The sequence below is a fragment of the Nocardia niigatensis NBRC 100131 genome (genome assembly GCF_000308655.1).
Classification (GTDB): domain Bacteria; phylum Actinomycetota; class Actinomycetes; order Mycobacteriales; family Mycobacteriaceae; genus Nocardia; species Nocardia niigatensis.
Genome location: NZ_BAGC01000041.1, coordinates 358,063 through 379,891 on the forward strand (window position 1 = coordinate 358,063; position 21,829 = coordinate 379,891).

A 21,829-nucleotide genomic window follows, 5' to 3' on the forward strand; every position below is an offset into this window, starting at 1 on the left:
CGGGCCGCGGGAGCACCCTGGCCGGGAGGAGCGGACCGGTTAAATGCCTGCGGGTATGGCCTTTTCGCGTTCGGCGAGCTCGGACTTCCAGCGGCGGAAGCCCTCTTCGGTGCGGCCGCGGCGCCAGTAACCGGAGATGGACGCCCACTCGGCGGGGACGGCCCGCTCCTTGCGGATGTAGGGACGCAGGTCGTGCATGACGGCCTGGGCTTCACCGTGAATGAAGACGTGGGCCTGCCCCTCACGCCAGGGCGCGGAGCGCACGGTGGCGGCCAGCCGCTCACCCGGTTCGGCCTCGCCACGGTGAATCCAGGTCAGCTCCACGCCCTCCGGGTGCGCGATGGCGAGTTCGTCGGCGGGGCCCGCGACCTCCACGAACACTCGGCCGACCGCATCGGCGGGCAGGGACTCGCAGGCCGCGGCGATGGCGGGAAGCGCGGACTCGTCGCCGGCCAGCAGGTGCCAGTCCGCGTCGGCGCGCGGGGCGTAGGCGCCGCCCGGGCCCATCAGGTCGATGGTGTCGCCCGGCTGTGCCGCGGCGGCCCACGGCCCGGCGACGCCCTCGTCACCGTGGTAGACGAAGTCGATGGCGATCTCCCGCGCCGCAGGATCCACCTCGCGCACGGTGTAGGTGCGCACGGTGTCGCCGTCGGCGCCGGGGAAGACCAGTTTGACGTAGGCGTCAGTGCGGTCGTTGGTCTGGAAGGACGCGAAGCCGGGGCCGCCGAGGCGGACGCGGATCAGGTGATCGGTCAAGCGGATCGTGTTCTGGACCACCAGCGTGATGCGTGTGCGTGCCAAAGGACACCTCCATAATTAGGATTACCTAAGTGACGCTAGCATGAGTTCCGATAGGTCGTCGATAGTATTTCGATAGGCCGTCGGTCACCGGATATCGGCGATGAGCGCGGCCAGGGCGGCGGCCAGGCGATCGATTCCGGGGCCGGGTGGGCCGCCAGGTTCGGGGAGGTAGAGGTCGCGGCGGATCTCCACCATCACGGCGGAGACGCGGGGTTCGGCGCCGTAGAAGTCCAGCGGCACATAGGTTCCCGCGAACGGGCTGTTGACGCCCGCGCCCCCGAAGTCCGCGAAGGCCTCCGTGGCCCGGGTGAGCAGTTCGGGCGGCGTGTGGAAATCGTCCGCGCCCAGGCAGATCGGCGGGCGCGGGCCGTCACCGTGCAGTTCGTAGGGCAGGCGCTCGACCGGGTAGGAGTGGACATCGATGATCACCGCGCGGCCGGCCGCCGCCAGGCGATCGGCGACCAGATCCGTCATGGCCTGGGCGTAGGGGTAGAAGTAGCGGTCGAGGAGGGGCGCCGGATCGAAATCGGCTGCGCGCAGGGGTATCCGATCCGTGGTGGCGGTGTATACCGCGCCCATGCCGGCTGCGCGCATCTCCTCGCGCTCGTCCGGGAACCGCTCCGGGTCGACGACCAGGCGCGACAGGCGGTTCACGAATTGCCATGGCCGGGTGGGCGACAGGCGTGCGGCGGCCTCGGCCAGTTGCGCGGTGTGGGCGTCGGTGATGGCGTCGAGCTCACGGTCGAGGGCGTGGTCATCGAGTAGCAGGTCCGCGCGGACGGCGGCGGGAATCGTGCGGGCGGAATGCGGAACATGCAGCACCACCGGCGAATCGGCGGCGCCGGTCAGCAGGTCGGCAGAGTCGGGAATGCGCATGTGGGTCAGGCGCGCGGGTGGGCTTGGTCGTGCACCTTCTTGAGCCGGTCGATCGACACATGTGTGTACAGCTGGGTGGTGGCCATGCTGGCGTGACCCAGGATCTCCTGCACGACGCGCAGGTCGGCGCCGCCCTCGAGCAGGTGGGTGGCAGCGGTGTGACGGAGACCGTGCGGGCCCATGTCGGGTGCGCCCGGAATAGCGGAAACCACCTCGTGCACAACCATTCTGGCCTGCCGCTGGTCGATCCGGCGGCCCCGGCGGCCGAGCAGCAGCGCCCGGCCCGACTCCGGGGTGGCGAAGGCGCCGCGCCCGAACCGCAGCCAGGCCTCCAGGGCCTGCTCGGCGGGTGCACCGAACGGCACCGCGCGCTCCTTGTTGCCCTTGCCGAGCACCCGCACCAGCCGTCGTTCCCGATCCACGTCCTCGATGTCGAGCCCGCACAGCTCGCTCACCCGAATCCCGGTCGCGTACAACATCTCGACGATCAGCCGATCCCGCAACGCCATCGGATCATGCTGCGCCGCACCCGATTCCGCCGCCTCCATGGCCGCCTTGGCCTGCTCGCGCCCCAACACCGAAGGCAGCACCCGATGCGCCCGCGCCGACCCCAGCCGCGGCCCCGGATCCACCGCCAACCGACCCGTATGTGTCAGCCACGCCGTGAACGTCCGGGCCGACGAGGCACGCCGCGCCATGGTGGTCCGCGCCGCTCCCCCCGCCGCCTGCGCCGCCAGCCACGACCTCAGCAACGGCAGATCGACCTCCCCCACACCGGAATCCACCGCCCGCCCCAGCAAATGCTCCAGCAACCCACGCGCATCGCCCACATACGCCCGCGCCGTATGCTCCGACCGATTCCGCCCCAATCGCAGATGCCGCCCATACTCGGCCAGCAACGCCTCCAAGTCCTCAGGCAGCTCACTCATCTCCCCACGCTGACCCGAATCCCGCCGAATTTCAAGCACCCGGACGCCCGCGCCCCTTCCGAAAGCGGATGCCATGCCTGATCATTCATCGGCGTGTGGCGGCACAGGCAACCCACACCACAGCATCCCCGGGGTGCGACAGCGGCGTTCGATCGGTCGTAGTCGACGCTAGCCGACCGCTAGAGCGAACCAGGTGCAGGCGGCGAGCAGGATCAGGCTGATCACGACAACACCGCGTGTGGTGTAGGTGTGGCGCACGATGTCGTCCTCTCAGACGAAGTTGAAGCGCTCGGTGTGAATTCGCTCCGCCGGTACGCGCGCCGACGCCAGCGCGTCTTCGACAGCGGCGACCATCGGCGCCGGACCGCAGATGAAGTACTGCCGGCGCAGGTATTGCGCGGACAGATGGCGGGAGAGCATGGGCGTCGATGAATCCTTGCTCGCCGGTCCAGTCCGGATCGGCGTTCTCTGGAATGTGAACGACGGTCAGAACGAGCTTGTGTGCCAGGTCTTCGAGTTCGTCGAAGAGCGTGGCCCCCGCGAGCGAGTTGCTCGCGTACAGCAGCAGCACCGGCCTGCTGTCGCCGCGGTCGGCCATTGTGCGCAGGATGCTGATCATGGGTGTGATTCCCACGCCTCCGGCGATCAGTACGAACCCGGGTCCTTCGTTGAGGTCCGGGCTGAACACCCCGTGCGGGCCGTCCAGGTAGGCGCGGGTGCCCGGCCGGAGCTCGCCGACACGGGAAGTAAAGTCGCCGAGTGCTTTGATCGTCATCTGGACGGTGTCGGTGTATTCGGCGCTGGAGGAGAAGGAGGACGGGTGCGAGGTGATCGCGAAAGGTGATCGATCGACGACCGCGAGTATGAAGACGAGCGCCACGTAGGAAATCTGCCGGTGGAACTGAATCAGGGCGTCCTCACCGAACGGAGCCGCGACCGCCTGAAATCGTGCCACCAGCGCGAATTGCATTCCCAGCATGGGCATTCCGACAAATCCCAGAGCGATCGAGAATTCCGTCCAGAACCCTCGCCCCGGAGAATTCGGACCGACGACGGCGAACACCAGCGGACCGGCGGCCACCGCGAGATACAGGCCGACCCAGGCAACACCGCGAGCAACCAATGCCACGAAGACCTCCCGACAGCCCGATCCGACATCTCCTCGACTCCGAACGATGTGACCGCAGGGGCGCGGTCGGGGAGCCGGTCATCACCGCTCGCTCGACGATACGGTCGAACTCGGCGGCATCGACGTATCCGTAATTCAGTGCGGCATGTCGTAATGCCGTGCCGCGCACCGGTCGTCTGCCCCGGTCGCGTGGGGGCAGACAGAGCCGGTCAGCGATGTCGTTCGTGGGCGGCGACTATGGCGGCGGTGGGCGAGGTTCCCTGGGTGGTGCGGTACCAGCCGTTGGCGTCGCAAGCGACCAGGCCCGCGATTTCCAGGGCGGACAGGGTGGCCCGGACCGCGGGCAGTGGCAGGCCCGTATCCGCGGCCAGGCCCCGGGGCAGCCGGGAACCGGTAGTCGGGAGGGCGGCGAAGACCAGGGCCTCCTCGCCGGAGAGGTTGTCCTCCGGGTTGGGTGGGACAGTGTTCGGCAGGGACAGTCGCAGCGGGCCCGCTTCGTCGAGAATGTCTTCGGCGCGGGTGACAATGAAGGCCTCGCCCTCGCGGATCATGCGGTGGCAGCCGACCGAAGCGGCCGACGTGACCGGGCCGGGGACGGCCATCGCGGGCCTGCCCAGGCGGCGGCACCATTTCACCGTGTTGCGGGCACCACTGCGCATTCCGGCTTCCACCACCACGACTCCGTCCGCGAATGCCGCAATCAGCCGATTTCGGGCAAGGAAATGGTGTTTGCGCGCGGACGTGCCGGGTGGGTACTCGGTGACGACCAGGCCGGCGTCGACGATCTCGGCCAGCAGCTGATCGTGCTGAACCGGGTACGGCTTGTCCGGGCCGCAGCCGAGCACCGCGATCGTCATGCCGCCGACGGCGAGCGCCGCCCGGTGTGCCATCCCGTCGATACCGAATGCCGCCCCGGACACGATGGTCCACCCCCGCGCCGCCAGCTCGCCGGCGATCTCGCCGGTCACATGATTCCCGTAACCGGTACTGCACCGAGCCCCCACCACCGCGATCGCCTGCTCGGTCGTCTCCAGCAGCGACCGCCGTCCCCGCACCCACAACACCAGCGGCACAGCCGCATCCGCATCCTGCGCCGGATCCAACTGCCCCAACCCCAGCACCCGCCAAGCCGGCCACTCCGCATCATCCGGTGTCACCACGCGCCCACCCAGCCGCTCGATATGCGCCAGATCCCGTTCCGCCCGATCAATCCCCCGCCGCAACTCGGTCGCTCCCCGCAACACCTCCGGCAACGCACACTCCCGCACCGCCCGCGCCGCCTCCACCACCCCCACCGACCCGATCAACGCCGACAACGCCGCGCAAGGCCCCTCCACCACCCGAGACAAATACACCCAGGCCAACCTCCGCTCATCCGCACTCCCACCCCCAACCCCGCCCCCACCGACCGGTTTCACCCCATGCATCGCCCCCGTCCACCCCGACCCACGCCCGAACCCGCCGCCTCCCAGCGAGCGGCACGACCCCGAATCCGTCACGCCGACAGCAGCAGACCGGGAGACCGGCAACGCCTCGGACGCAGCGGCAGCACCTCGGACGGCCTCCTCCGCCGCGCCCATCTTCGCCACATCGACTGGGGCCGAATCTGATTCGTGGTGCGAACCGATCTGCCGGGCCGAGCCCTGGTCGTCCGTCATCTCGCTCATGCTCCGCCTCTCTGTCGAAAGCTCAATGCCTGCAGGACATCCTGGGCGCCGGGCACCTCGCCACCCCTCAAGTCGCAGACAGTCCAGGCGACCCTGATCGCGCGGTCGGCGCCCCGAGCCGACATACGGCCGTGCTGGAGCGCGTTCTCGACCGGGGCGAGCGCCTCGCGGGGCAACCGAAAGCGTTGGCGGAGCACGTGCCCGGGCACCTCGGCATTCGTGGTCATGCCGAGTTCGACCCATCGTTTCGCGGCCGCGTTCCGGGCCGCCGTCACCCGAGCGCGGACCTCCTCACTGCTCTCCACCTCGTCGCCGGTGAAGGCTCCGGCGGCCTGAGCGTGCATCTGAACCGTGAGATCGATGCGATCCATCAGCGGGCCGGAGAGTTTGCCGAGGTAGCGGCGCCGAGCCAGCGGTGCGCAGATGCAGTCGATATCGCGAGCGGGGGCGCACGGGCATGGGTTTGCCGCGAGGACGAGTTGGAAACGAGCCGGGAAACGGGACACTCCATCCCGGCGCGCAATGCGAACCTCGCCTTCCTCCAAGGGAGTTCGCAACGCCTCGAGGACCTTGGTGCCGATCTCGGCGCACTCGTCCAGGAACAGGACGCCGCGATGTGCGCAGCTCACCGCCCCGGGCCGGGCCGTGCCCGAACCCCCGCCGATCATCGCCGTGACCGACGACGAATGATGCGGCGCCACGAACGGCGGTGCGGTGATCAGCGGCGCATCGTCGGAAAGCGTGCCCGCCACCGAGTGGATCGCGGTCACCTCCAGGGAATCGCGCTCGCGCAGCGGCGGCAGCAATCCCGGGAGCCGTTGCGCCAACATGGTTTTCCCGATGCCGGGCGGACCGGTGAGCAGCAGGTGATGCCCGCCCGCCGCGGCCACCTCCAGGGCCCAGCGCGCCTCGTCCTGCCCCACCACCTCGCGCAGGTCCCCGATCGCGGTCTCGGGGGTCGGCTGGACGGGATCCGGCGGCACGAGCTCACCACCGCCCCGCAGCCAATCCAGCAGCTCGAGCAGGGTCGATGCCCCGAGCACGCGAATGCCGTCGACCAGGCCCGCCTCCGGCAGCGCCGCGGTCGGGACGATGACGATGCGCCGACCGGCGCTCCGAGCCGCCAGCACCGCCGGGAGAATGCCACGAACCCGGCGCACGCGCCCGTCGAGCGCCAGCTCGCCCAGCAGCACCGACTCCGAGAGACGGTTCGACGGGACCGCCCCCGCCGCGTCCAGTACGGCACCGGCCAGGGCAAGGTCGTAAACGCTGCCGACCTTCGGCAGCGTGGCCGGCGACAGGGCGAGGATGACGCGGCCGTCGGGCCATTTCTCGCCCGTGTTCGTGATGGCCGCGCGGACGCGGTCGCGGGATTCCTGGAGGGTGGTGTCGGGGCGGCCTACCAGGTGGACCGAGGGGAGGCCCTGGCCTATGTCGGCTTCTATTTCGACGAGTTGGCCTTCTACACCGTTGACTGCGACGGAATAGGCTCTGCCCAAAGGCATTTCAGAACACCGCCTTGAGGTGGCGGATTTCCGGGGTGCGGCCGGGGCGGAGGAGGACGGCGACCACGTCGAAGCGGATGCGCTGGCAGGGGCCCGTCTGTTCACGGAGCCAGCGGGTGGCGAGTTCGCGGATTCGGCGTTGTTTGAGGTAGGTGACGGCTTCCTCGGGTGGGCCGCAGGTCAGGGTGCGGCGGGTTTTGACCTCGACGAATGCGGTGATCTCGCCGTCGCGGGCGATGACGTCGAGCTCGCCGAAGCGGCATCGCCAATTGCGGGCGATGATCTCCATACCAGCGGCGCGGAGAAAATCCGCGGCCAGTTCCTCCCCCTGCGCTCCCAGCGCCAGATGCTGTGCCATTCAGCCAGCATGGCCGGGCCCGCGATGGGCCCGGCCATGCCGAACTGGGAAAACAGTGAGCCTGGGGATAACCTGCGGCCTGTGGACTAGTCGGGAAGCCGCAGGTCGGTCTTCTCCAGCTCCTCGATATTCACGTCTTTGAAGGTGATCACGCGAACATGCTTCACGAAGCGCGCCGGCCGGTACATGTCCCACACCCATGCATCCGACATCCGCACCTCGAAGTACACCTCGCCATCGGCGTTCTGCGGCCGCAGCTCGACGGAATTGGCGAGGTAGAAGCGACGTTCGGTCTCCACCACGTACGAGAATTGGCCGACGATGTCCTTGTACTCGCGGTACAGGGATAGCTCCATCTCGGTTTCGTACTTCTCGAGGTCCTCGGCGCTCATCGGGTGGAACGTCCTCCTTATCGCCCAACTGGGTGTAGAGACATCATCCCGCATACGCCGTGTCGGTAGCCACTCGGCCGGTCTCCCGGACGTTTCGCCACGAACGGCGGTGTTCGGGGGTGATGCCGAGGCGGCTCAGCGCCTCATTGTGCTCGGGGGTGTTGTAGCCCTTGTGAGCGGCGAATCCATAGCCCGGGTATTGCTCGTCCAGCTGCACCATCATGCGGTCGCGGGTCACCTTGGCCAGCACACTGGCCGCGGCGATACAGGCCGCCGAGGCGTCGCCGCCGATCACCGGCAGCGACGGCACCGGGATGCCCGGCACCCGGAAACCGTCGGTGAGCACATAGCCGGGCACCGGGTCCAGCCCGGCCACCGCGCGCCGCATGCCCTCGATATTGGCCACGTGGATGCCGATGGCGTCGATCTCCCAGGCCGGGATGACCACCACCTCCCAGGCCAGCGCGAGCCGCTTGATGATCGGGAACAGCTGTTCGCGGGCGTTCTCGGTGAGCTTCTTCGAGTCGTCGAGGCCCGCGAGGGAGGTGTAGGCCTTGGGTGGCAGCAGGCAGGAGGCCACCACCAGCGGGCCGGCCGCGCAGCCGCGCCCGGCCTCGTCGACACCCGCGACCGGACCCAGACCGCTGCGGATCAGGGCGGCTTCGAGGGTGCGCAGCCCGCCCGCCTGCCGCATGACCACGCGCGGCGGCCAGTCACCGCGGTCGATCCGCTGAATCTTCTTGCCGCCGCGCGCCTTCCGGCTCACACCGGGCTCGGCGGCCCTCGCCATCTTCCCCACCGGTCGATTATCCCGCGATTCTCAGTTCGTCTGCGGGTCCTGCGCCCGGACCGGACCCATCCGGCTCGGCGGCCAGATCTTGAACACGGCCTTGCCGCGCACGTCCTTCACCGGAACGGTGCCCTGCAGCTCGTCCTTCATGTGGTAGCGGGAGTCGGCGGACTCGGCGCGGTTGTCACCCATCACCCACAGGTTCCCGGCGGGCACCTTGACCTCGGGGAAGGCGCGGCCGCCCGCGTTGAACTGCACGTCGGGGTGCTGCGGATCGAAAGGATTGTTGAACTTCACGTACGGCTCGTCGAGTGGCTTCCAGTCGGCGCCGGGGGTGTCGTCCTTGACCAGGATCCGGCCTTGCGCGTCACAGCATTTCACCGTCTGGCCGCCGGTGGCGATGACCCGCTTCACCAGGTCGTTCTCGTCCGGCGGCACCAGGCCGAAGAAGGACAGGAAGTTCTGCGCCCCGCGCACCACGGTGTTGGAGGAGCGAATCGACTTGTAGTGGTTGTTCCACGAGCTGGTCGGGCCGACGAACACCACCACGTCGCCCGGCTCGGGATCACCGAAGTAGTAGCTGAGCTTCTCCACGTAGATGCGGTCGCCGGTGCAGCCCGCGCACCCGTGCAGGGTGGGTTCCATCGACTGCGAAGGAATCACGTAGGGGCGGCCGATGAAGGTCACCAGCAGCGCCACGATCAGCGCCGCGAAACCGATCAGGATGGGCAGCTCCTGCCAGAACGGGCGTTGCTTCTTCTTCGGCTTCGGCTGAGGGGGCTCGGGACCTTCAGGGGTGTGCGCCCTGTTGCCATCGCCGGACTTCGTCACCGACTCGCTCTCGTCTGCCACCGGAACAGAGTAGCCCGGCACCACGAAGATCCATGCGGTGCCGGGCTACTCGTTGTCGGCGAGCCGACGGCCGAGGCCGCGCCGAGCCGTTCAGCGGCTCGGCGGGAGCGTCGACTACTTCAGCGCTTTTCCTTGATCTTGGCGGCCTTGCCGCGCAGATCGCGCAGGTAGTACAGCTTGGCGCGACGCACGTCACCGCGGGTCACGACCTCGATCTTGTCGAGGTTGGGGCTGTGCACCGGGAAGGTGCGCTCCACGCCGACACCGAACGACACCTTGCGCACGGTGAAGGTCTCGCGGATGCCACCGTTCTGGCGGCGGATGACGACGCCCTTGAAGACCTGGATGCGCTCCTTGTTGCCTTCGATAACCTTCACGTGCACGTTGACCGTGTCACCCGGGCGGAAGTCCGGGATGTCGTTGCGCAGCGAGCTTGCGTCGACGAAGTCGAGGGTGTTCATTTCCGTCCTTATTGGAGTTCGCGCGAACAGAGGAACCTGGCGGCTACCCGGGGAAGGGTGCTCTACCGGTTCGTGCTCCGGATATTTGGGCGGTGCCCGGGCAAGGTACGCCCAAGGCAACCTGAGCATTGTGCCAGACCGCGCGGACCGGGTGTGAATCGGGGTCGGGCCCGCACGATTGGCAACTCATTGGCTATCGACAGGTTCCGGAGGACGCTCCGCGGCCCCGGGCTCCACGGAACTCGGCTCCGCAGCGCGTTCGAAGGGCTTGAAGCCGGGGATGAGGTGCAGGTGCGCCGAGGGCGGGGCGGGCGGGGCCGGGACCACGGTGCGGGCCAGCTCCTCCTCGGCGGCGCGGAGGACGTGGGCGGCATCGGGCTTGCCCGCCAACAGGTCCTGCACGAAGATCTTGGCGCGGATCATCGGCCGGCGGTAGCGGCGTTCGCGCCGCATGGCGCGGCGCATCAGGCTCGAGCGGGGGGCGTAGCGCCAGCGGGCCCAGGGCGCGCCGGGGCGGCTGAGCCGGAGGGCGCCGATGAAGAGCAGCGGCGGGAAGAACATACCGAACAGACCGGTCCAGATTTTTCCCTTGGCGATGACGATGGCCGCCAGCAGCAGGTTCATCAACGCGAACGCGACGGTGAACAATCGCTCGGGCACATTCGGGTCGGAGCGGAGGTCACGCACCTCGCCGATGTCCAGCAACCACAGCGGATGGAAACCGAGCAGCAGCAACCCCGTCACCGCGAAGGCCACGAAGACCGCGTCGACCGAGGTCCGGCCCTGCTCCTCCCAGTACACGTCGCGCAGGTAGTAGATGAGGGCGAACTCGTCGAGCACCAGCGCGGCGCCGAGGCCGAAAACCGCGGCCAGCGTACTGATCACGCCGACGGTGCTCTGATACAGCGCCACCAGCCCCATGCCGGAGCCGAGCACCAGGACCACGCCGAACACCATGTGATGGATGTGCACGTCCCCGGCCCGGACGTTGCCCGGCCACCAGCGGACCTGTTTTCGGATGAGCCGCACGCTGATTCGGATCAGCAGGAACCCCACGATGAACCCCAGCAGCAGGCATGCCAGCGGCAAACGGCCATGCGCCACCACGACATCTGCCCACCATCGACGCACCTCATGCATGCCCGTGCCGCCTCCGGAACCCTCGCGCGAACGCCAACCCCAGCCACGCTACCCGCGCCGGAGACCGGCGCGTAGCGATCACCCGCACTCGCGACGGGACCGAGCAACCGCGCAGCGACCATCGAAAACGGGGTTGCCTGTGACTAGGCTCACGATCATGCGACTGAGTACACGAAACCAACTCGATGGAACAGTCACCCAGGTCACCCGCGGCGAGGCCATGGCGGTCGTGCGCATCCGCCTCGCCGGCGGTGACGAGATCACCTCCTCCATCACCCGCGAGGCCGCCGATGACCTCGGTCTCGCCGACGGCAAGCCCGTCAAGGTCCTGATCAAATCGACCGAGGTCTCGCTCGGCGTCGAGTAAGCACCCCACCACCGGCCGAGCTGGATCCGTACCCCGGAACCACCCTCGGCCGCTTCATCGCGCGCACCGACATCAGCCGAATAGGTTTGCCGCTCCGGCGGATCCGGTTGCGGGCCTTGAAAACAGCCGTCCGGCCGGACCCGGGATGCGGGTTCGGCCGGACGGGTGGTTCGGAGCCGGTTACTTGCCGAAGCCGGCGCGGCGGAGGGCGTCGGCCATCGAGCCGCTGGGGGCGGGCTGGTTACGGTTGCCACCGCCCTGGCGCTGACCACCCTGGCGCTGGCCGCCCTGGCGGTTGTCGCGGTTGCCGCCGCCGCGCTGGCCGCCGCCCTGGTTGTTGCGCGGACCGCGGTCGCCGCGTTCGGGTTTGGGCTTGCCGGGCTCGTCGTCGAGGCGCAGGGACAGGCCGATGCGCTGGCGCTGGACGTCGACCTCGAGGACCTTGACCTTGACGACGTCGCCGGACTTCACGACCTCGCGCGGGTCCTTGACGAAGTTGTGGGACAGGGCCGAGACGTGAACCAGGCCGTCCTGGTGCACGCCCACGTCGACGAAGGCGCCGAAGGCCGCCACATTGGTGACGACGCCCTCGAGCACCATGCCGGGCTTCAGGTCGGCGACCTTCTCGATGCCCGCGGCGAATTCGGCGGTCTTGAACTCGGGGCGCGGGTCGCGGCCCGGCTTCTCGAGCTCGGCGATGATGTCGGTGACGGTGGGGACACCGAACCGCTCATCGGTGAAGTCCTCGGGGCGCAGGGCGCGCAGGGCGGAGGTGTTGCCGATGATCTCCTTCACGCTCTTGCCGCTGGCGTCGAGGATGCGCCGGACCACGGGGTATGCCTCGGGGTGCACACCGGAGGTGTCCAGCGGGTCGTCGCCCTCGCGGATGCGGAGGAAGCCGGCGCACTGCTCGAAGGCCTTGGGGCCCAGGCGCGGGACGTCCTTGAGCGCGGCCCGGCTGCGGAAGGGTCCGTTGGCATCGCGGTGGGCCACAATGCTTTCGGCGATCGAGTTCGAGATACCCGAGACCCGCGACAGCAGCGGAACCGAGGCGATGTTCACGTCGACGCCGACCGCGTTCACCGCGTCCTCGACGACCGCGCCCAGCGAGCGGGCCAGCAGGGTTTCGGAGACGTCGTGCTGGTACTGGCCGACGCCGATGGACTTCGGGTCGATCTTCACCAGCTCGGCCAGCGGGTCCTGCAGGCGGCGGGCGATGGAGACCGCGCCGCGCAGGGACACGTCCATATCGGGCAGTTCCGCCGAGGCGTAGGCCGACGCCGAGTACACCGACGCGCCCGCCTCGGAGACCACGATCTTGGTGGGCTTGTTCTCCGGGATGCGCGAGATCAGTTCGGCGGCAAGGGCGTCGGTCTCGCGGGAGGCGGTGCCGTTGCCGATGGCGATGAGCTCGACATTGAAGCGGGCGACCAGTGCGCCCAGCACCGCGAGCGACTTCTCGGTCTGGCCCTGCGGCTTGTGCGGGTAGATGACCTCGGTGGCGACGACCTTGCCGGTGGCGTCCACGACCGCGACCTTCACGCCGGTGCGGTAACCCGGATCCAGGCCCATGGTGGAGCGGGTGCCGGCGGGCGCGGCCAGCAGCAGGTCGCGCAGGTTCGCGGCGAACACGTCGACGGCATCGCGTTCGGCGGACTGCCGCAACCGCATTCGCGTGTCGATGCCCATGCTGACCTGCAGCTTGGTCCGCCACGCCCAGCGCACGGTGTCCAGCAGCCAGGCATCGGCGGCCCGGCCCTGATCGGCGATGCCGAACTTGATGGCGATGCGGCCCTCGTAGATCGAGCGCTGCCCGTCCTCGAGCTCCTCGGTTTCGGATTCGAGGTGCAGGTTGAGCACCTCTTCCTTCTCGCCGCGCAGCAGCGCCAGGATGCGGTGCGAGGGCAGTTTGCTGAAGGGCTCGGAGAATTCGAAGTAGTCGGCGAACTTCGCGCCCGCCTCCTCCTTGCCGGCGCGCACGGACGAGGTGATCTGTCCGCGTTCCCACATCAGCTCGCGCAGTTCACCGACCAGGTCGGCGTCCTCGGCGAAACGCTCGACCAGGATGGCACGGGCGCCGTCGAGCTGCTCGGCGTTGTACTGCGCGGGATCCGTGGTCGGGTCGGTCAGCAGCGCGTCGGCGACGGGCTCGTGCCCGGCCTCGCGCGCGATCTGCGCCTTGGTGCGCCGCTTGGGCTTGTAGGGCAGGTAGATGTCCTCGAGGCGGGCCTTGGTGTCGGCGAGCATGATCTGCGCGTGCAGCGCGTCGTCCAATTTGCCCTGGCCACGGATGGATTCGATGATCGAGCCTCGGCGCTCGTCGAGTTCGCGCAGGTAGTGCAGACGCTCGTCGAGGGTGCGTAGCTGGGCGTCGTCGAGCCCGCCGGTGACTTCCTTGCGGTAGCGGGCGATGAACGGCACGGTCGACCCGGCGTCCAGTAGTTCGACGGCGGAGCGCACCTGCTCCTCGCGCACCCCGAGCTCGTCGGCGATACGCCGGCCGACGCTGGCGAGGCGGACGGTGCTCGTTGCACCCGCGGATGCGGCACCTGCGGATGCTGCGCTGACGGTTTCGGAGGCTGTCGTCACGCCCGCAGACACTACCGCCGTCACCCGACAGTCCGTGCAAGGCCCACGCACGATTCGTTCACCATTGCGTGGCGAAAGATCACGATCAGCCGAGATCCCTTGGGGAGGCCTTGAATTCGGGGCAGTACACGGTGACGGCCGCGCGGATCAGGTTGTTCTCGAAACCCCACTGATCGGTCGCCACCACGGGCGTGCCCGCGCGCAGCCGGGCGCAGATGTCCTTGCCCTCGGCGATCAGATGCTGTCCGTCCGCGGTGTCCTCGTAGCCCGGGGACGCGACCGTCTGGTCTCCCAGGTGGCTCAGAAAGAGCGCATCGAGGTTGTCCGCGACCGCCTTGCCGCCGCCGAACAGGGCGGCGAACAGGGCCAGCCCGGCCAGTGTCGCACCGAGAAATCCCCGGGTTTCACGCATGACTGTCCCTTCTTCGTGCATGACCTAGTCCTCCGGTAGGAGGTCCGGTCTGCGTTCGGCCGTACGGTGCAGCGACTGTTCGTGCCGCCACTGCGCGATCTTGGCGTGGTTGCCGGACAACAGGATCTCGGGGACGTCGAGGCCGCGCCAGGACACCGGGCGGGTGTAGGAGGGACCTTCGAGGAGTCCGTCGGAGAACGAATCCTGTTCGTGGGATTGCTGATTGCCGAGGACGCCCGGGATCAGCCGGACGAATGCCTCGGTCATGACGAGCACGGCGGCCTCGCCGCCGATGAGGACGTAGTCGCCGATGCTGACCTCCTCGACGCGCACGCGCCGGGCGGCATCGTCGAAGACGCGCTGGTCGATGCCCTCGTAGCGGCCGCACGCGAACACGATGTGCTGTTCGGTGGACCACCGCTGCGCGGTCGCCTGGGTGAACGGCACGCCCGCCGGGGTGGGCACCACCAGCAGCGCGTCGTCCGGGCACACCTCGTCGAGGGCGTCGCCCCAGACGGTCGGTTTCATGACCATGCCCGGCCCGCCGCCGTACGGGGTGTCGTCGACGGCCTTGTGGACGTCGTGGGTCCAGCGGCGCAGGTCGTGCACCTCCACCTCGAGCAGGCCCTTGTCGATCGCCTTGCCCAGCAAGGCCGCTCGCATCGGCTCGAGGTATTCGGGGAAGATCGTGATTACGTCGATTCGCACGCCGCTACTCCGGGTCCAGCAGGCCCTCGGGCGGGTCGATGACGATCCGGCCGTCGGCCACCGACACCGTCGGCACCATGGCCAGCACGAACGGCACCAGGATCTCCCGGCCCGCCGGCGGGAAGGCATCCCCGGCCTTGATCGAAAGCAGTTCTCCCGCAGCGGAATGCAGCACCTCGCTGACGGTGCCGACGAGGGTGCCGTCGGTCAGTTCGACGCGCAGGCCCTCGAGCTCGTGGTCGTAGTACTCGTCCGGATCCTCCGACGGCGGCAGATCCGCGGTATCCACGACGAAGAGCATGCCTCGCAACGCATCCGCGGCCGTGCGGTCGGCGACGCCATCCAGACGCAAGAGAAGCCGGCCCGAGTGCTCCCGGACCGACTCCACTTCGAATTCCCGCGTCTGCTCGGCGCGCGGCAGCTTCCCCTTCAGGACGCTGCCGGGCGCGAACCGCAGTTCCGGCTCGTCGGTGCGGACTTCTACGACGAGTTCGCCACGCACACCGTGTGACTTGGCGACCCGCCCGACGACCAGTTCCATCTACTGATCCGTGTCGACCACGTCGACGCGAATGCCCTTACCGCCGATCCCGGCGACCAGGGTGCGCAGGGCGGTCGCGGTACGACCGCCGCGACCGATCACCTTGCCCAGATCATCCGGGTGCACGTGCACCTCGACGGTCCGGCCACGACGGCTGGTGATCAGCTCGACGTGGACGTCGTCGGGATTGGCGACGATGCCGCGCACCAGGTGCTCGACGGCATCGGCGACAACGGCGGACATTACTCGGCAGCCTCGGTGGTGGCCTCGGCCTCAGCAGCCTCGGCCTCGTCCTTCTTGGCGGCCTTCTTCTTCGGGGTGACGGCCTCGGCGACCGGCTCGTTGTCGGCGGCGGCGAGCGCGGCGTTGAACAGGTCCAGCTTGGACGGCTTGGGGGCCTTGACCTTCAGGGTGCCCTCGGCGCCCGGCAGGCCCTTGAACTTCTGCCAGTCGCCGGTGATCTCCAGCAGACGCTTCACCGGCTCGGTCGGCTGCGCGCCGACACCCAGCCAGTACTGAGCGCGCTCCGAGTCGATCTCGATGAGCGAGGGCTCTTCCTTCGGGTGGTACTTGCCGATGGACTCGATGGCGCGGCCGTCACGACGAGTACGGGCGTCGGCGATGACGACGCGGTACTGCGGGTTGCGGATCTTGCCCATACGGGTCAGCTTGATACGAACAGCCATGAGCTGATGCCTTTCAAAGGTTGGTCACGTCGCAATTCAGCGGCCCACACGAGGTGGACCCGGTTTTGCGTCAAGTGCTGTGACCGCCGCGCGGTACGGAACCGGGGACGGGCTGACACTGTCCTCGATGAGGACGATCGACCATTCTGCCAGACCGCTGCACGCGGGAAGAAATCGCCCCGGATCGGCTCCGGAAACACCACAGCCCACCGAGGGAGACCCTCGATGGGCTGGGTGCGGCGTTCGTGTCTACGGCTGGACGGGGCCGGGGCCGGAGCTCCCGGAAGTCAGCAGCTTCACGATCAGGCCGGCCAAGATATCGATCGCCAGGGCTTCGATGGACCCCACGGTCATCTCCTCATCAGTTGAACAACAAACGTCTGAAGCATGACCGATTCACTTTGGTTGCGCAGGCGAATCGCCATACCTAGCGGCGGCGCATGCAGATCGTGAGGCCCGTCGTGGTGCCCGGGTTGTAGGTGAGGCTGATCGCGGTGCCGGACGGGCAGTGGTTGTCGTTGGACTCGTGGCGGTCGGTCACCTGGTAGGCGGCCCGGGGGTCGCCGCAGTCGATGCGGGTGGTGTCGGCGGCCGAACCGGTGCGGGCGTTGTTGTCGTAGATGCAGTCACCGACCACGGCGTAGCGGGCGTCACTCTGGTCCGCCGGGCCCAGGCAGACCACGAAGAACAGGTCCGTCTTGTCATTGCTCTGGACCATCACCGTCGCCGCACCCGTACACCACCGGCTTGGCGGAATCCTCCAGCGAGACACAGGCACCCACCGGATACGCCACCGGATCCGGCCGAGTCGCCACCCACCCGAACAACGCGGCGGCCGCCCCGATGATCACGACCGCGAGCACCGCGAACCACACCGCCCACCGGCGCTTCCGCAGCCGCGGCGCCTCCGGCGCGATCCCGTCCGCAACGTGCGGCGGCACCACTCCCCCGTCCGGCGGCGGATATCCGGTCGCCCCCGGTGGCCGGATGCCCGGCGGAACCGGCTGCCCCCAACCGGGATTCATCCCCGGCGTCTCCCCCGGTCCCGCCAGCTGCGGAGCACCCGGCATCGCCGGCATCGGCCACCAGGGCCGGCCGTCCGGAGTCGACGCGTCGGCGGACGGAGCGTCGGGCTCCGGATTCCCCGGAGCGGCACAGGGACTCACGGCCTCCGCCCCGGACCCGATCTTGGCCGCGAGCACGGGCTCCACGACCGGCTCGGGCTCGACCACGGGCGCGGGCTCGACGGCAGGGCTGCCCGGCTGGGCGGACGCCGGGTCGGCGGTGGGGTCGGATGGTTCGGGCATGGGTCCTCCCACGGGCGGGTGCGGCGATCTCTGTGGCCGCGCAGGAGGCGATCGTAAGATCCGGCAATTCGGGTGCCGGGGTGACGGATTCGGTTACCTATACGCCGTGACCGGGTCGCGGCGGTCGTAGACGCGGCCTCGGAGAACTACCCAGGAGGGGTGGGCGACGATGGCGAGGTTGGTGCGGGGGTCGTCCTGGTAGACGATGAAATCGGCGGGGGCGCCGGGGGTGATGGCGGGGCGGAGGAGCCAGGTGCGGGCGTTCCAGGAGGAGGCGCCGAGAGCGGCGTGGGGTGTGAAACCGGAATCGGCCAGGGCGAGGATTTCGTCGGCTATGCGGCCGTGGCGGATGGAGCCGCCGGCGTCGGTGCCGGTGTAGATGGGGACGCCGGCGGCGTGGGCGGCGGCTACCGTGTCGCGGGAGCGGCGGTGGAGCTCGCGCATGTGGGCGGCGTAGCTGGGGAATTTGGTTGCGCTGTCGGCTATTCCGGGGAAGGTGTCGATATTGACGAGGGTGGGGACCAGGGCGGTGCCGTGCGCCGCCATCAGGGCGATGGTGTCGTCGGTGAGGCCGGTGCCGTGTTCGATACAGTCGATGCCCGCGTTCAGCAGGCCGAAAAGGGCGTCCTCGCCGAAGACGTGGGCGGTGACGCGGGCGCCCTCGGCGTGGGCGGCGTCGATGGCGGCCTTCAGGATGTCGTCGGACCACAGCGGGGCGAGGTCGCCGACCGAGCGGTCGATCCAGTCGCCGATGATCTTCACCCAGCCGTCGCCGCGGCGGGCCTGTTCGGCCACGATCTCGGGCAGGTCGCGCTCGTCGTCGAGTTCGATGCCCAGTTCACGGATGTAGCGGCGGGGGCGGGCGATGTGGCGGCCCGCGCGGATGATGCGCGGCAGGTCCTCGCGGTCGTCGAGGAAGCGGGTGTCGATGGGCGAGCCCGCATCACGCAGCAGCAGCGCGCCCGCATCCCGCTCGACCTCGGCCTGGGCGATGGCGCCCTCCGAGTCCTCGTGCCCGCCACCGTATTTGATGCCCACATGGCAGTGGGCGTCGACCAGGCCGGGGACGATCCAGCCGGAGGCGTGCACGGTGTCGGCGCCGCGGAGCGGTTCGTCGGAGATCACGCCGTCGCGTACCCACACGTCGCGGAACTCGCCGTCGGGCAGGACTACGCCGCGGAAATGCAGCCGCATGCCGGCCTCCTCGCTCTGGACGGTATGTCTCGACACAAGCCGGGTCCACTATCGCATCAGAGCCCGCCCCGGCGACATCCGTTCCCGGCGCATCCCCGGAATCGCCCACCACCGGCCCTGCGACTCATGGCTGGGCGAAGGCTCCCATCAGAGTCGACAGGTCGTGCCGGATCGGCAATCCGTGGCCGGGCACCAGGATTCCGGCCTGCAACGTGGCGAGCGTCCGGGCGCTGGCGAGGGTCCCGGCCTCGTCGTGGTTGAACACGCCGGGCAGCAGTTGCAGCCCGGTCTCCAGCGCGAGCGGGTGACCGGTGACCAGGGCGTCACCGGAGAAGAGCACGCCCTCCGAGGGCAGCAGATACGCGGTGTGACCGTTGGTGTGACCGGGCGTCGGCACCTCGACGAACCCGCCGGGCAGCGCCGCCAGCGTGTCCGCGTCGGCGGTTTCGGCGGTCGGCACGGTCATGCCGATGTGACCGACACAGGCGCGCAGGGTCTGCGCCACCCAGACCGCGCCGCGCCGGGTCCGCAACTGCCGCACCATGTCCGCGGGCGTGATCTGCTGCAGGTACTCGCGTTTGGCGTGCCGGACCTCCTCGGCGCCGGTGTAGACCGGCACGCCCAGGCGCTCGACCAGGGTCGGGATCGCGCCGATGTGATCGAGGTGCGCGTGCGTCAGCAGGACCGCGCGGATATCGGCGAGTTCGTGCCCGATCTGGCGCACCGAGTCCAGCAGCGACTCGGTATCGGCGGGATATCCGGCGTCCACGACGGTCACACCGCGCTCGTCACTCACCAACGCCCAGTTGACGTTCGTGCCCGCGACGACGTAGACGGAATCGGAAACCTGGTCGATCTTCACGTACCTGTCCTCAGAGTTGGATTCGATGGTCGGTCAGGGCTGGATGCGATGGTCGATCACGCCGATGCCGTCGATCTCCGGGCGCAGTTCGTCGCCCGGAGCCAGCCAGCGGCGCAGCTCCATACCGCTGCCGCCCGGCAGGATGCCGGCGGCCGGCAGCTCGCCCGGGAACAGCTGCCCGGAGCGCGAGGCGTGCGCGACGGCCTCGCCGAGGGAGCACGAGTTCGGCTGTGCCGCCGTCTGATTCGCCGACCGTGGTCCACCCGTCAGCGGTGTCGATCCGGCGGACGATGCGCCGACCGCCACGATCGAGGGTGCGGCCCTGACGAGGAGGAAGCGGAGCGGGGTCGGTCATCGCATCACCGGTTCTGCCGTGTCGGAGGACACCAAGTGGTCACGCAGGAACCGTACCGACAATTCCGACCAGTGCACGGCATGACCCATGGCGCAGTGGTCGTCGTCGGCGTACAGGTGCCTGGCCTGCCACGTAACCCAGCCCTCGGCCCCGACCTCACCCACAACTGACCGTCCGACGCAGTTCGGCCCCGCCGGATGGGCGGGGCCGAATCAGGTTGCGGCGGATCAGTTCTTCGGGAACTTCAGCTTGCTGAGATCGAAACCTTCCAGGCCCGGCGGCAATTCGTTGAGGCCGGCGGGGAGGTTGGAGATGTCGGGCATGCCGGCGGGCATACCGCCCGGGAGGCCGGGCATGCCGGGGAAGCCGCCGCGCACCTTCGGCGGAGTGGGGCCGCGGCCGCCCTTCTTGCCCTTTTTGCCCTTCTTGTTGCTCTTGCCGCCGCGGCCCGCGCCCGGCAGGCCGAACTGGCGGCTCATCGCGCCCATCATCTTCTTGGCTTCGAAGAAGCGGTCGACGAGCTGGTTGACATCGGAGACCGCGACGCCGGAACCATTGGCGATGCGCAGACGGCGGGAGGCGTTGATGATCTTGGGGTTGGCGCGCTCGGCGGGGGTCATGCCGCGGATGATGGCCTGGACCCGGTCGAGCTGCTTGTCGTCGACCTGGGCGAGGACGTCTTTCATCTGGCCCGCGCCGGGCAGCATGCCCAGCAGGTTGCCGATCGGCCCCATCTTGCGGATGGCCAGCATCTGCTCGAGGAAGTCCTCGAGAGTGAGCTCGCCGGAGCCGATCTTGCGCGCGGCCTCCTCGGCCTGCTTGGCGTCGTAGACCTGTTCGGCCTGCTCGATCAGGGTGAGCAGGTCACCCATGCCGAGGATGCGGGAGGCCATGCGGTCGGGGTGGAAGACGTCGAAGTCCTCCAGCTTCTCGCCGGTGGAGGCGAAAAGGATGGGCTGGCCGGTGATTTCACGCACCGACAACGCCGCACCACCGCGAGCGTCGCCGTCGAGCTTGGTGAGCACGACACCGGTGAAGCCGACGCCGTCGCGGAAGGCCTCAGCGGTGGAGACCGCGTCCTGACCGATCATGGCGTCGAGAACGAACAGGGTCTCGTCGGGGTCGACGGCGTCGCGGATGCCCGCGGCCTGCCGCATGAGCTCCTCGTCGATGCCGAGGCGACCGGCGGTGTCGACGATGACCACGTCATACTGCTTCGACTTGGCCTCTTCGATACCGGCGCGCGCCACATCGATCGGGTCGGACGCCGAGACGCCCAGCGGGTTCTCGCCACCGCCGATGGAGGTGCCCGGGTGCGGCGCGAACACCGGCACCCCGGCCCGCTCGCCGACCACCTGGAGCTGAGTGACCGCGCCCGGACGCTGGAGGTCACAGGCCACCAGCAGCGGCGTATGCCCCTGGCCCTTCAGCCATTTGGCGAGCTTGCCCGCGAGGGTGGTCTTACCGGCACCCTGCAGACCGGCCAGCATGATGACCGTCGGCGGGTTCTTGGCCAGGCGCAGCCGCCGGGTCTCGCCGCCGAGGATATTGATGAGCTCCTCGTTGACGATCTTGACGACCTGCTGGGCCGGGTTCAGCGCCGCGGAGACCTCGGCGCCCTTGGCGCGCTCCTTGATCTTGGCGATGAAACCGCGCACCACGGGCAGTGCGACGTCGGCCTCGAGCAGGGCGAGACGGATCTCACGGGCGGTCGCATCGATGTCCGCCGGCGACAGGCGTCCCTTGCCACGGAGATCCTTGAGGGCACCGGCCAACCGGTCGGAAAGGGATTCGAACACCGATGCTCCTGATCTCGAGGGACGTCACTCGAGATACCAGGGTAGTGGGATCCGCGTGATGCCGTTGCGCCAGGCTCGGACCTGCGCGAACCGGGTACAGCCGCAAGCG

The 21,829-nt window shown here is 68.9% G+C and carries 26 protein-coding genes; 1 reads left to right on the forward strand and 25 read right to left on the reverse strand.

The annotated features are described in order from the left end of the window. Positions 1-39: 39 nt before the first annotated feature. The 12 genes from ON33_RS16745 to ON33_RS16800 form a co-directional block, all read right to left on the reverse strand. Positions 40-801 carry a siderophore-interacting protein gene (locus ON33_RS16745; RefSeq protein ID WP_040859812.1) on the reverse strand — a complete coding sequence of 254 codons (762 nt, stop codon included), beginning with the start codon at positions 799-801 and terminating at the stop codon, positions 40-42. An 84-nt stretch (positions 802-885) separates the two neighbouring features. Further along, positions 886-1,677, reverse strand: coding sequence for an N-formylglutamate amidohydrolase (locus tag ON33_RS16750; protein ID WP_040859813.1), 792 nt, complete (start codon positions 1,675-1,677; stop codon positions 886-888). Positions 1,678-1,682: 5 nt separating this feature from the next. Next, positions 1,683-2,606 carry a tyrosine recombinase XerC gene (locus ON33_RS16755; RefSeq protein WP_051152347.1) on the reverse strand — a complete coding sequence of 308 codons (924 nt, stop codon included), beginning with the start codon at positions 2,604-2,606 and terminating at the stop codon, positions 1,683-1,685. An 85-nt stretch (positions 2,607-2,691) separates the two neighbouring features. Then, complete coding sequence (locus ON33_RS39700; RefSeq protein WP_218001447.1) at positions 2,692-3,735, reverse strand: ferredoxin reductase domain-containing protein; 1,044 nt, start codon at positions 3,733-3,735, stop codon at positions 2,692-2,694. 209 nt (positions 3,736-3,944) lie between these two features. Next, complete coding sequence (gene dprA / locus ON33_RS16765; protein WP_051152348.1) at positions 3,945-5,162, reverse strand: DNA-processing protein DprA; 1,218 nt, start codon at positions 5,160-5,162, stop codon at positions 3,945-3,947. 236 nt (positions 5,163-5,398) lie between these two features. Beyond that, positions 5,399-6,907, reverse strand: coding sequence for a YifB family Mg chelatase-like AAA ATPase (locus ON33_RS16770; protein WP_040859815.1), 1,509 nt, complete (start codon positions 6,905-6,907; stop codon positions 5,399-5,401). Position 6,908: 1 nt separating this feature from the next. Further along, positions 6,909-7,265: a YraN family protein gene (locus ON33_RS16775; protein ID WP_040859816.1), complete on the reverse strand. Its 357-nt coding sequence runs from the start codon at positions 7,263-7,265 to the stop codon at positions 6,909-6,911. An 86-nt stretch (positions 7,266-7,351) separates the two neighbouring features. Continuing rightward, entirely contained in the window at positions 7,352-7,657 is a 306-nt protein-coding gene (locus ON33_RS16780) for a DUF2469 domain-containing protein (protein WP_040859817.1), read from the reverse strand. A 43-nt stretch (positions 7,658-7,700) separates the two neighbouring features. Then, on the reverse strand, positions 7,701-8,456 hold the full coding sequence (locus ON33_RS16785) for a ribonuclease HII (RefSeq protein WP_281033219.1): 756 nt from the start codon (positions 8,454-8,456) through the stop codon (positions 7,701-7,703). Positions 8,457-8,477: 21 nt separating this feature from the next. Continuing rightward, a complete protein-coding gene (lepB, locus tag ON33_RS16790; RefSeq protein WP_373281036.1) occupies positions 8,478-9,299 on the reverse strand; it encodes a signal peptidase I in 822 nt (273 codons plus the stop codon). A gap of 119 nt (positions 9,300-9,418) precedes the next feature. Beyond that, the gene (gene rplS / locus ON33_RS16795; RefSeq protein WP_040859818.1) at positions 9,419-9,760 is read right to left on the reverse strand and encodes a 50S ribosomal protein L19; all 342 of its coding nucleotides are present in this window, start codon (positions 9,758-9,760) and stop codon (positions 9,419-9,421) included. 186 nt (positions 9,761-9,946) lie between these two features. Further along, positions 9,947-10,891, reverse strand: a complete 945-nt coding sequence (locus tag ON33_RS16800) for a hypothetical protein (protein ID WP_373281040.1) — start codon at positions 10,889-10,891, stop codon at positions 9,947-9,949. Between the two features lie 166 nt (positions 10,892-11,057). Here ON33_RS16800 and ON33_RS16805 point away from each other — a divergent pair, with 166 nt between their 5' ends. After that, complete coding sequence (locus ON33_RS16805) at positions 11,058-11,267, forward strand: TOBE domain-containing protein (RefSeq protein WP_040859819.1); 210 nt, start codon at positions 11,058-11,060, stop codon at positions 11,265-11,267. A gap of 180 nt (positions 11,268-11,447) precedes the next feature. Here the strand turns inward: ON33_RS16805 and ON33_RS16810 are convergent, their stop codons facing one another. The 13 genes from ON33_RS16810 to ffh form a co-directional block, all read right to left on the reverse strand. After that, positions 11,448-13,760, reverse strand: coding sequence for a Tex family protein (locus tag ON33_RS16810; RefSeq protein WP_040859941.1), 2,313 nt, complete (start codon positions 13,758-13,760; stop codon positions 11,448-11,450). 181 nt (positions 13,761-13,941) lie between these two features. Further along, positions 13,942-14,268: a DUF732 domain-containing protein gene (locus tag ON33_RS16815; protein WP_040859820.1), complete on the reverse strand. Its 327-nt coding sequence runs from the start codon at positions 14,266-14,268 to the stop codon at positions 13,942-13,944. Between the two features lie 24 nt (positions 14,269-14,292). Further along, a complete protein-coding gene (trmD, locus tag ON33_RS16820) occupies positions 14,293-14,976 on the reverse strand; it encodes a tRNA (guanosine(37)-N1)-methyltransferase TrmD (RefSeq protein ID WP_040859821.1) in 684 nt (227 codons plus the stop codon). A gap of 4 nt (positions 14,977-14,980) precedes the next feature. Further along, positions 14,981-15,517, reverse strand: coding sequence for a ribosome maturation factor RimM (gene rimM, locus ON33_RS16825; RefSeq protein WP_040859822.1), 537 nt, complete (start codon positions 15,515-15,517; stop codon positions 14,981-14,983). Then, positions 15,518-15,760 (reverse strand): RNA-binding protein, encoded by a 243-nt coding sequence (locus ON33_RS16830; RefSeq protein ID WP_029930032.1) that lies wholly within the window; start codon positions 15,758-15,760, stop codon positions 15,518-15,520. It abuts the gene before it with no gap. Next, entirely contained in the window at positions 15,760-16,203 is a 444-nt protein-coding gene (gene rpsP / locus ON33_RS16835; protein ID WP_040859823.1) for a 30S ribosomal protein S16, read from the reverse strand. The genes ON33_RS16830 and rpsP overlap by 1 nt, the downstream gene beginning before the upstream one ends. Positions 16,204-16,630: 427 nt before the next feature. Then, a complete protein-coding gene (locus ON33_RS16840; RefSeq protein WP_040859824.1) occupies positions 16,631-16,921 on the reverse strand; it encodes an LppU/SCO3897 family protein in 291 nt (96 codons plus the stop codon). Further along, complete coding sequence (locus tag ON33_RS16845; protein ID WP_040859825.1) at positions 16,905-17,510, reverse strand: hypothetical protein; 606 nt, start codon at positions 17,508-17,510, stop codon at positions 16,905-16,907. The genes ON33_RS16840 and ON33_RS16845 overlap by 17 nt, the downstream gene beginning before the upstream one ends. 93 nt (positions 17,511-17,603) lie before the next feature. Then, on the reverse strand, positions 17,604-18,704 hold the full coding sequence (locus ON33_RS16850) for an amidohydrolase family protein (protein ID WP_040859826.1): 1,101 nt from the start codon (positions 18,702-18,704) through the stop codon (positions 17,604-17,606). 124 nt (positions 18,705-18,828) lie between these two features. Further along, the gene (locus ON33_RS16855) at positions 18,829-19,566 is read right to left on the reverse strand and encodes an MBL fold metallo-hydrolase (protein ID WP_040859827.1); all 738 of its coding nucleotides are present in this window, start codon (positions 19,564-19,566) and stop codon (positions 18,829-18,831) included. A gap of 33 nt (positions 19,567-19,599) precedes the next feature. Next, positions 19,600-19,872 carry a fumarylacetoacetate hydrolase family protein gene (locus tag ON33_RS16860; RefSeq protein WP_040859828.1) on the reverse strand — a complete coding sequence of 91 codons (273 nt, stop codon included), beginning with the start codon at positions 19,870-19,872 and terminating at the stop codon, positions 19,600-19,602. 45 nt (positions 19,873-19,917) lie between these two features. Further along, the gene (locus tag ON33_RS41305; protein ID WP_157184572.1) at positions 19,918-20,085 is read right to left on the reverse strand and encodes a hypothetical protein; all 168 of its coding nucleotides are present in this window, start codon (positions 20,083-20,085) and stop codon (positions 19,918-19,920) included. 63 nt (positions 20,086-20,148) lie between these two features. Beyond that, positions 20,149-21,720 carry a signal recognition particle protein gene (ffh, locus tag ON33_RS16865; RefSeq protein ID WP_040859829.1) on the reverse strand — a complete coding sequence of 524 codons (1,572 nt, stop codon included), beginning with the start codon at positions 21,718-21,720 and terminating at the stop codon, positions 20,149-20,151. Between the last annotated feature and the right edge of the window lie 109 nt (positions 21,721-21,829).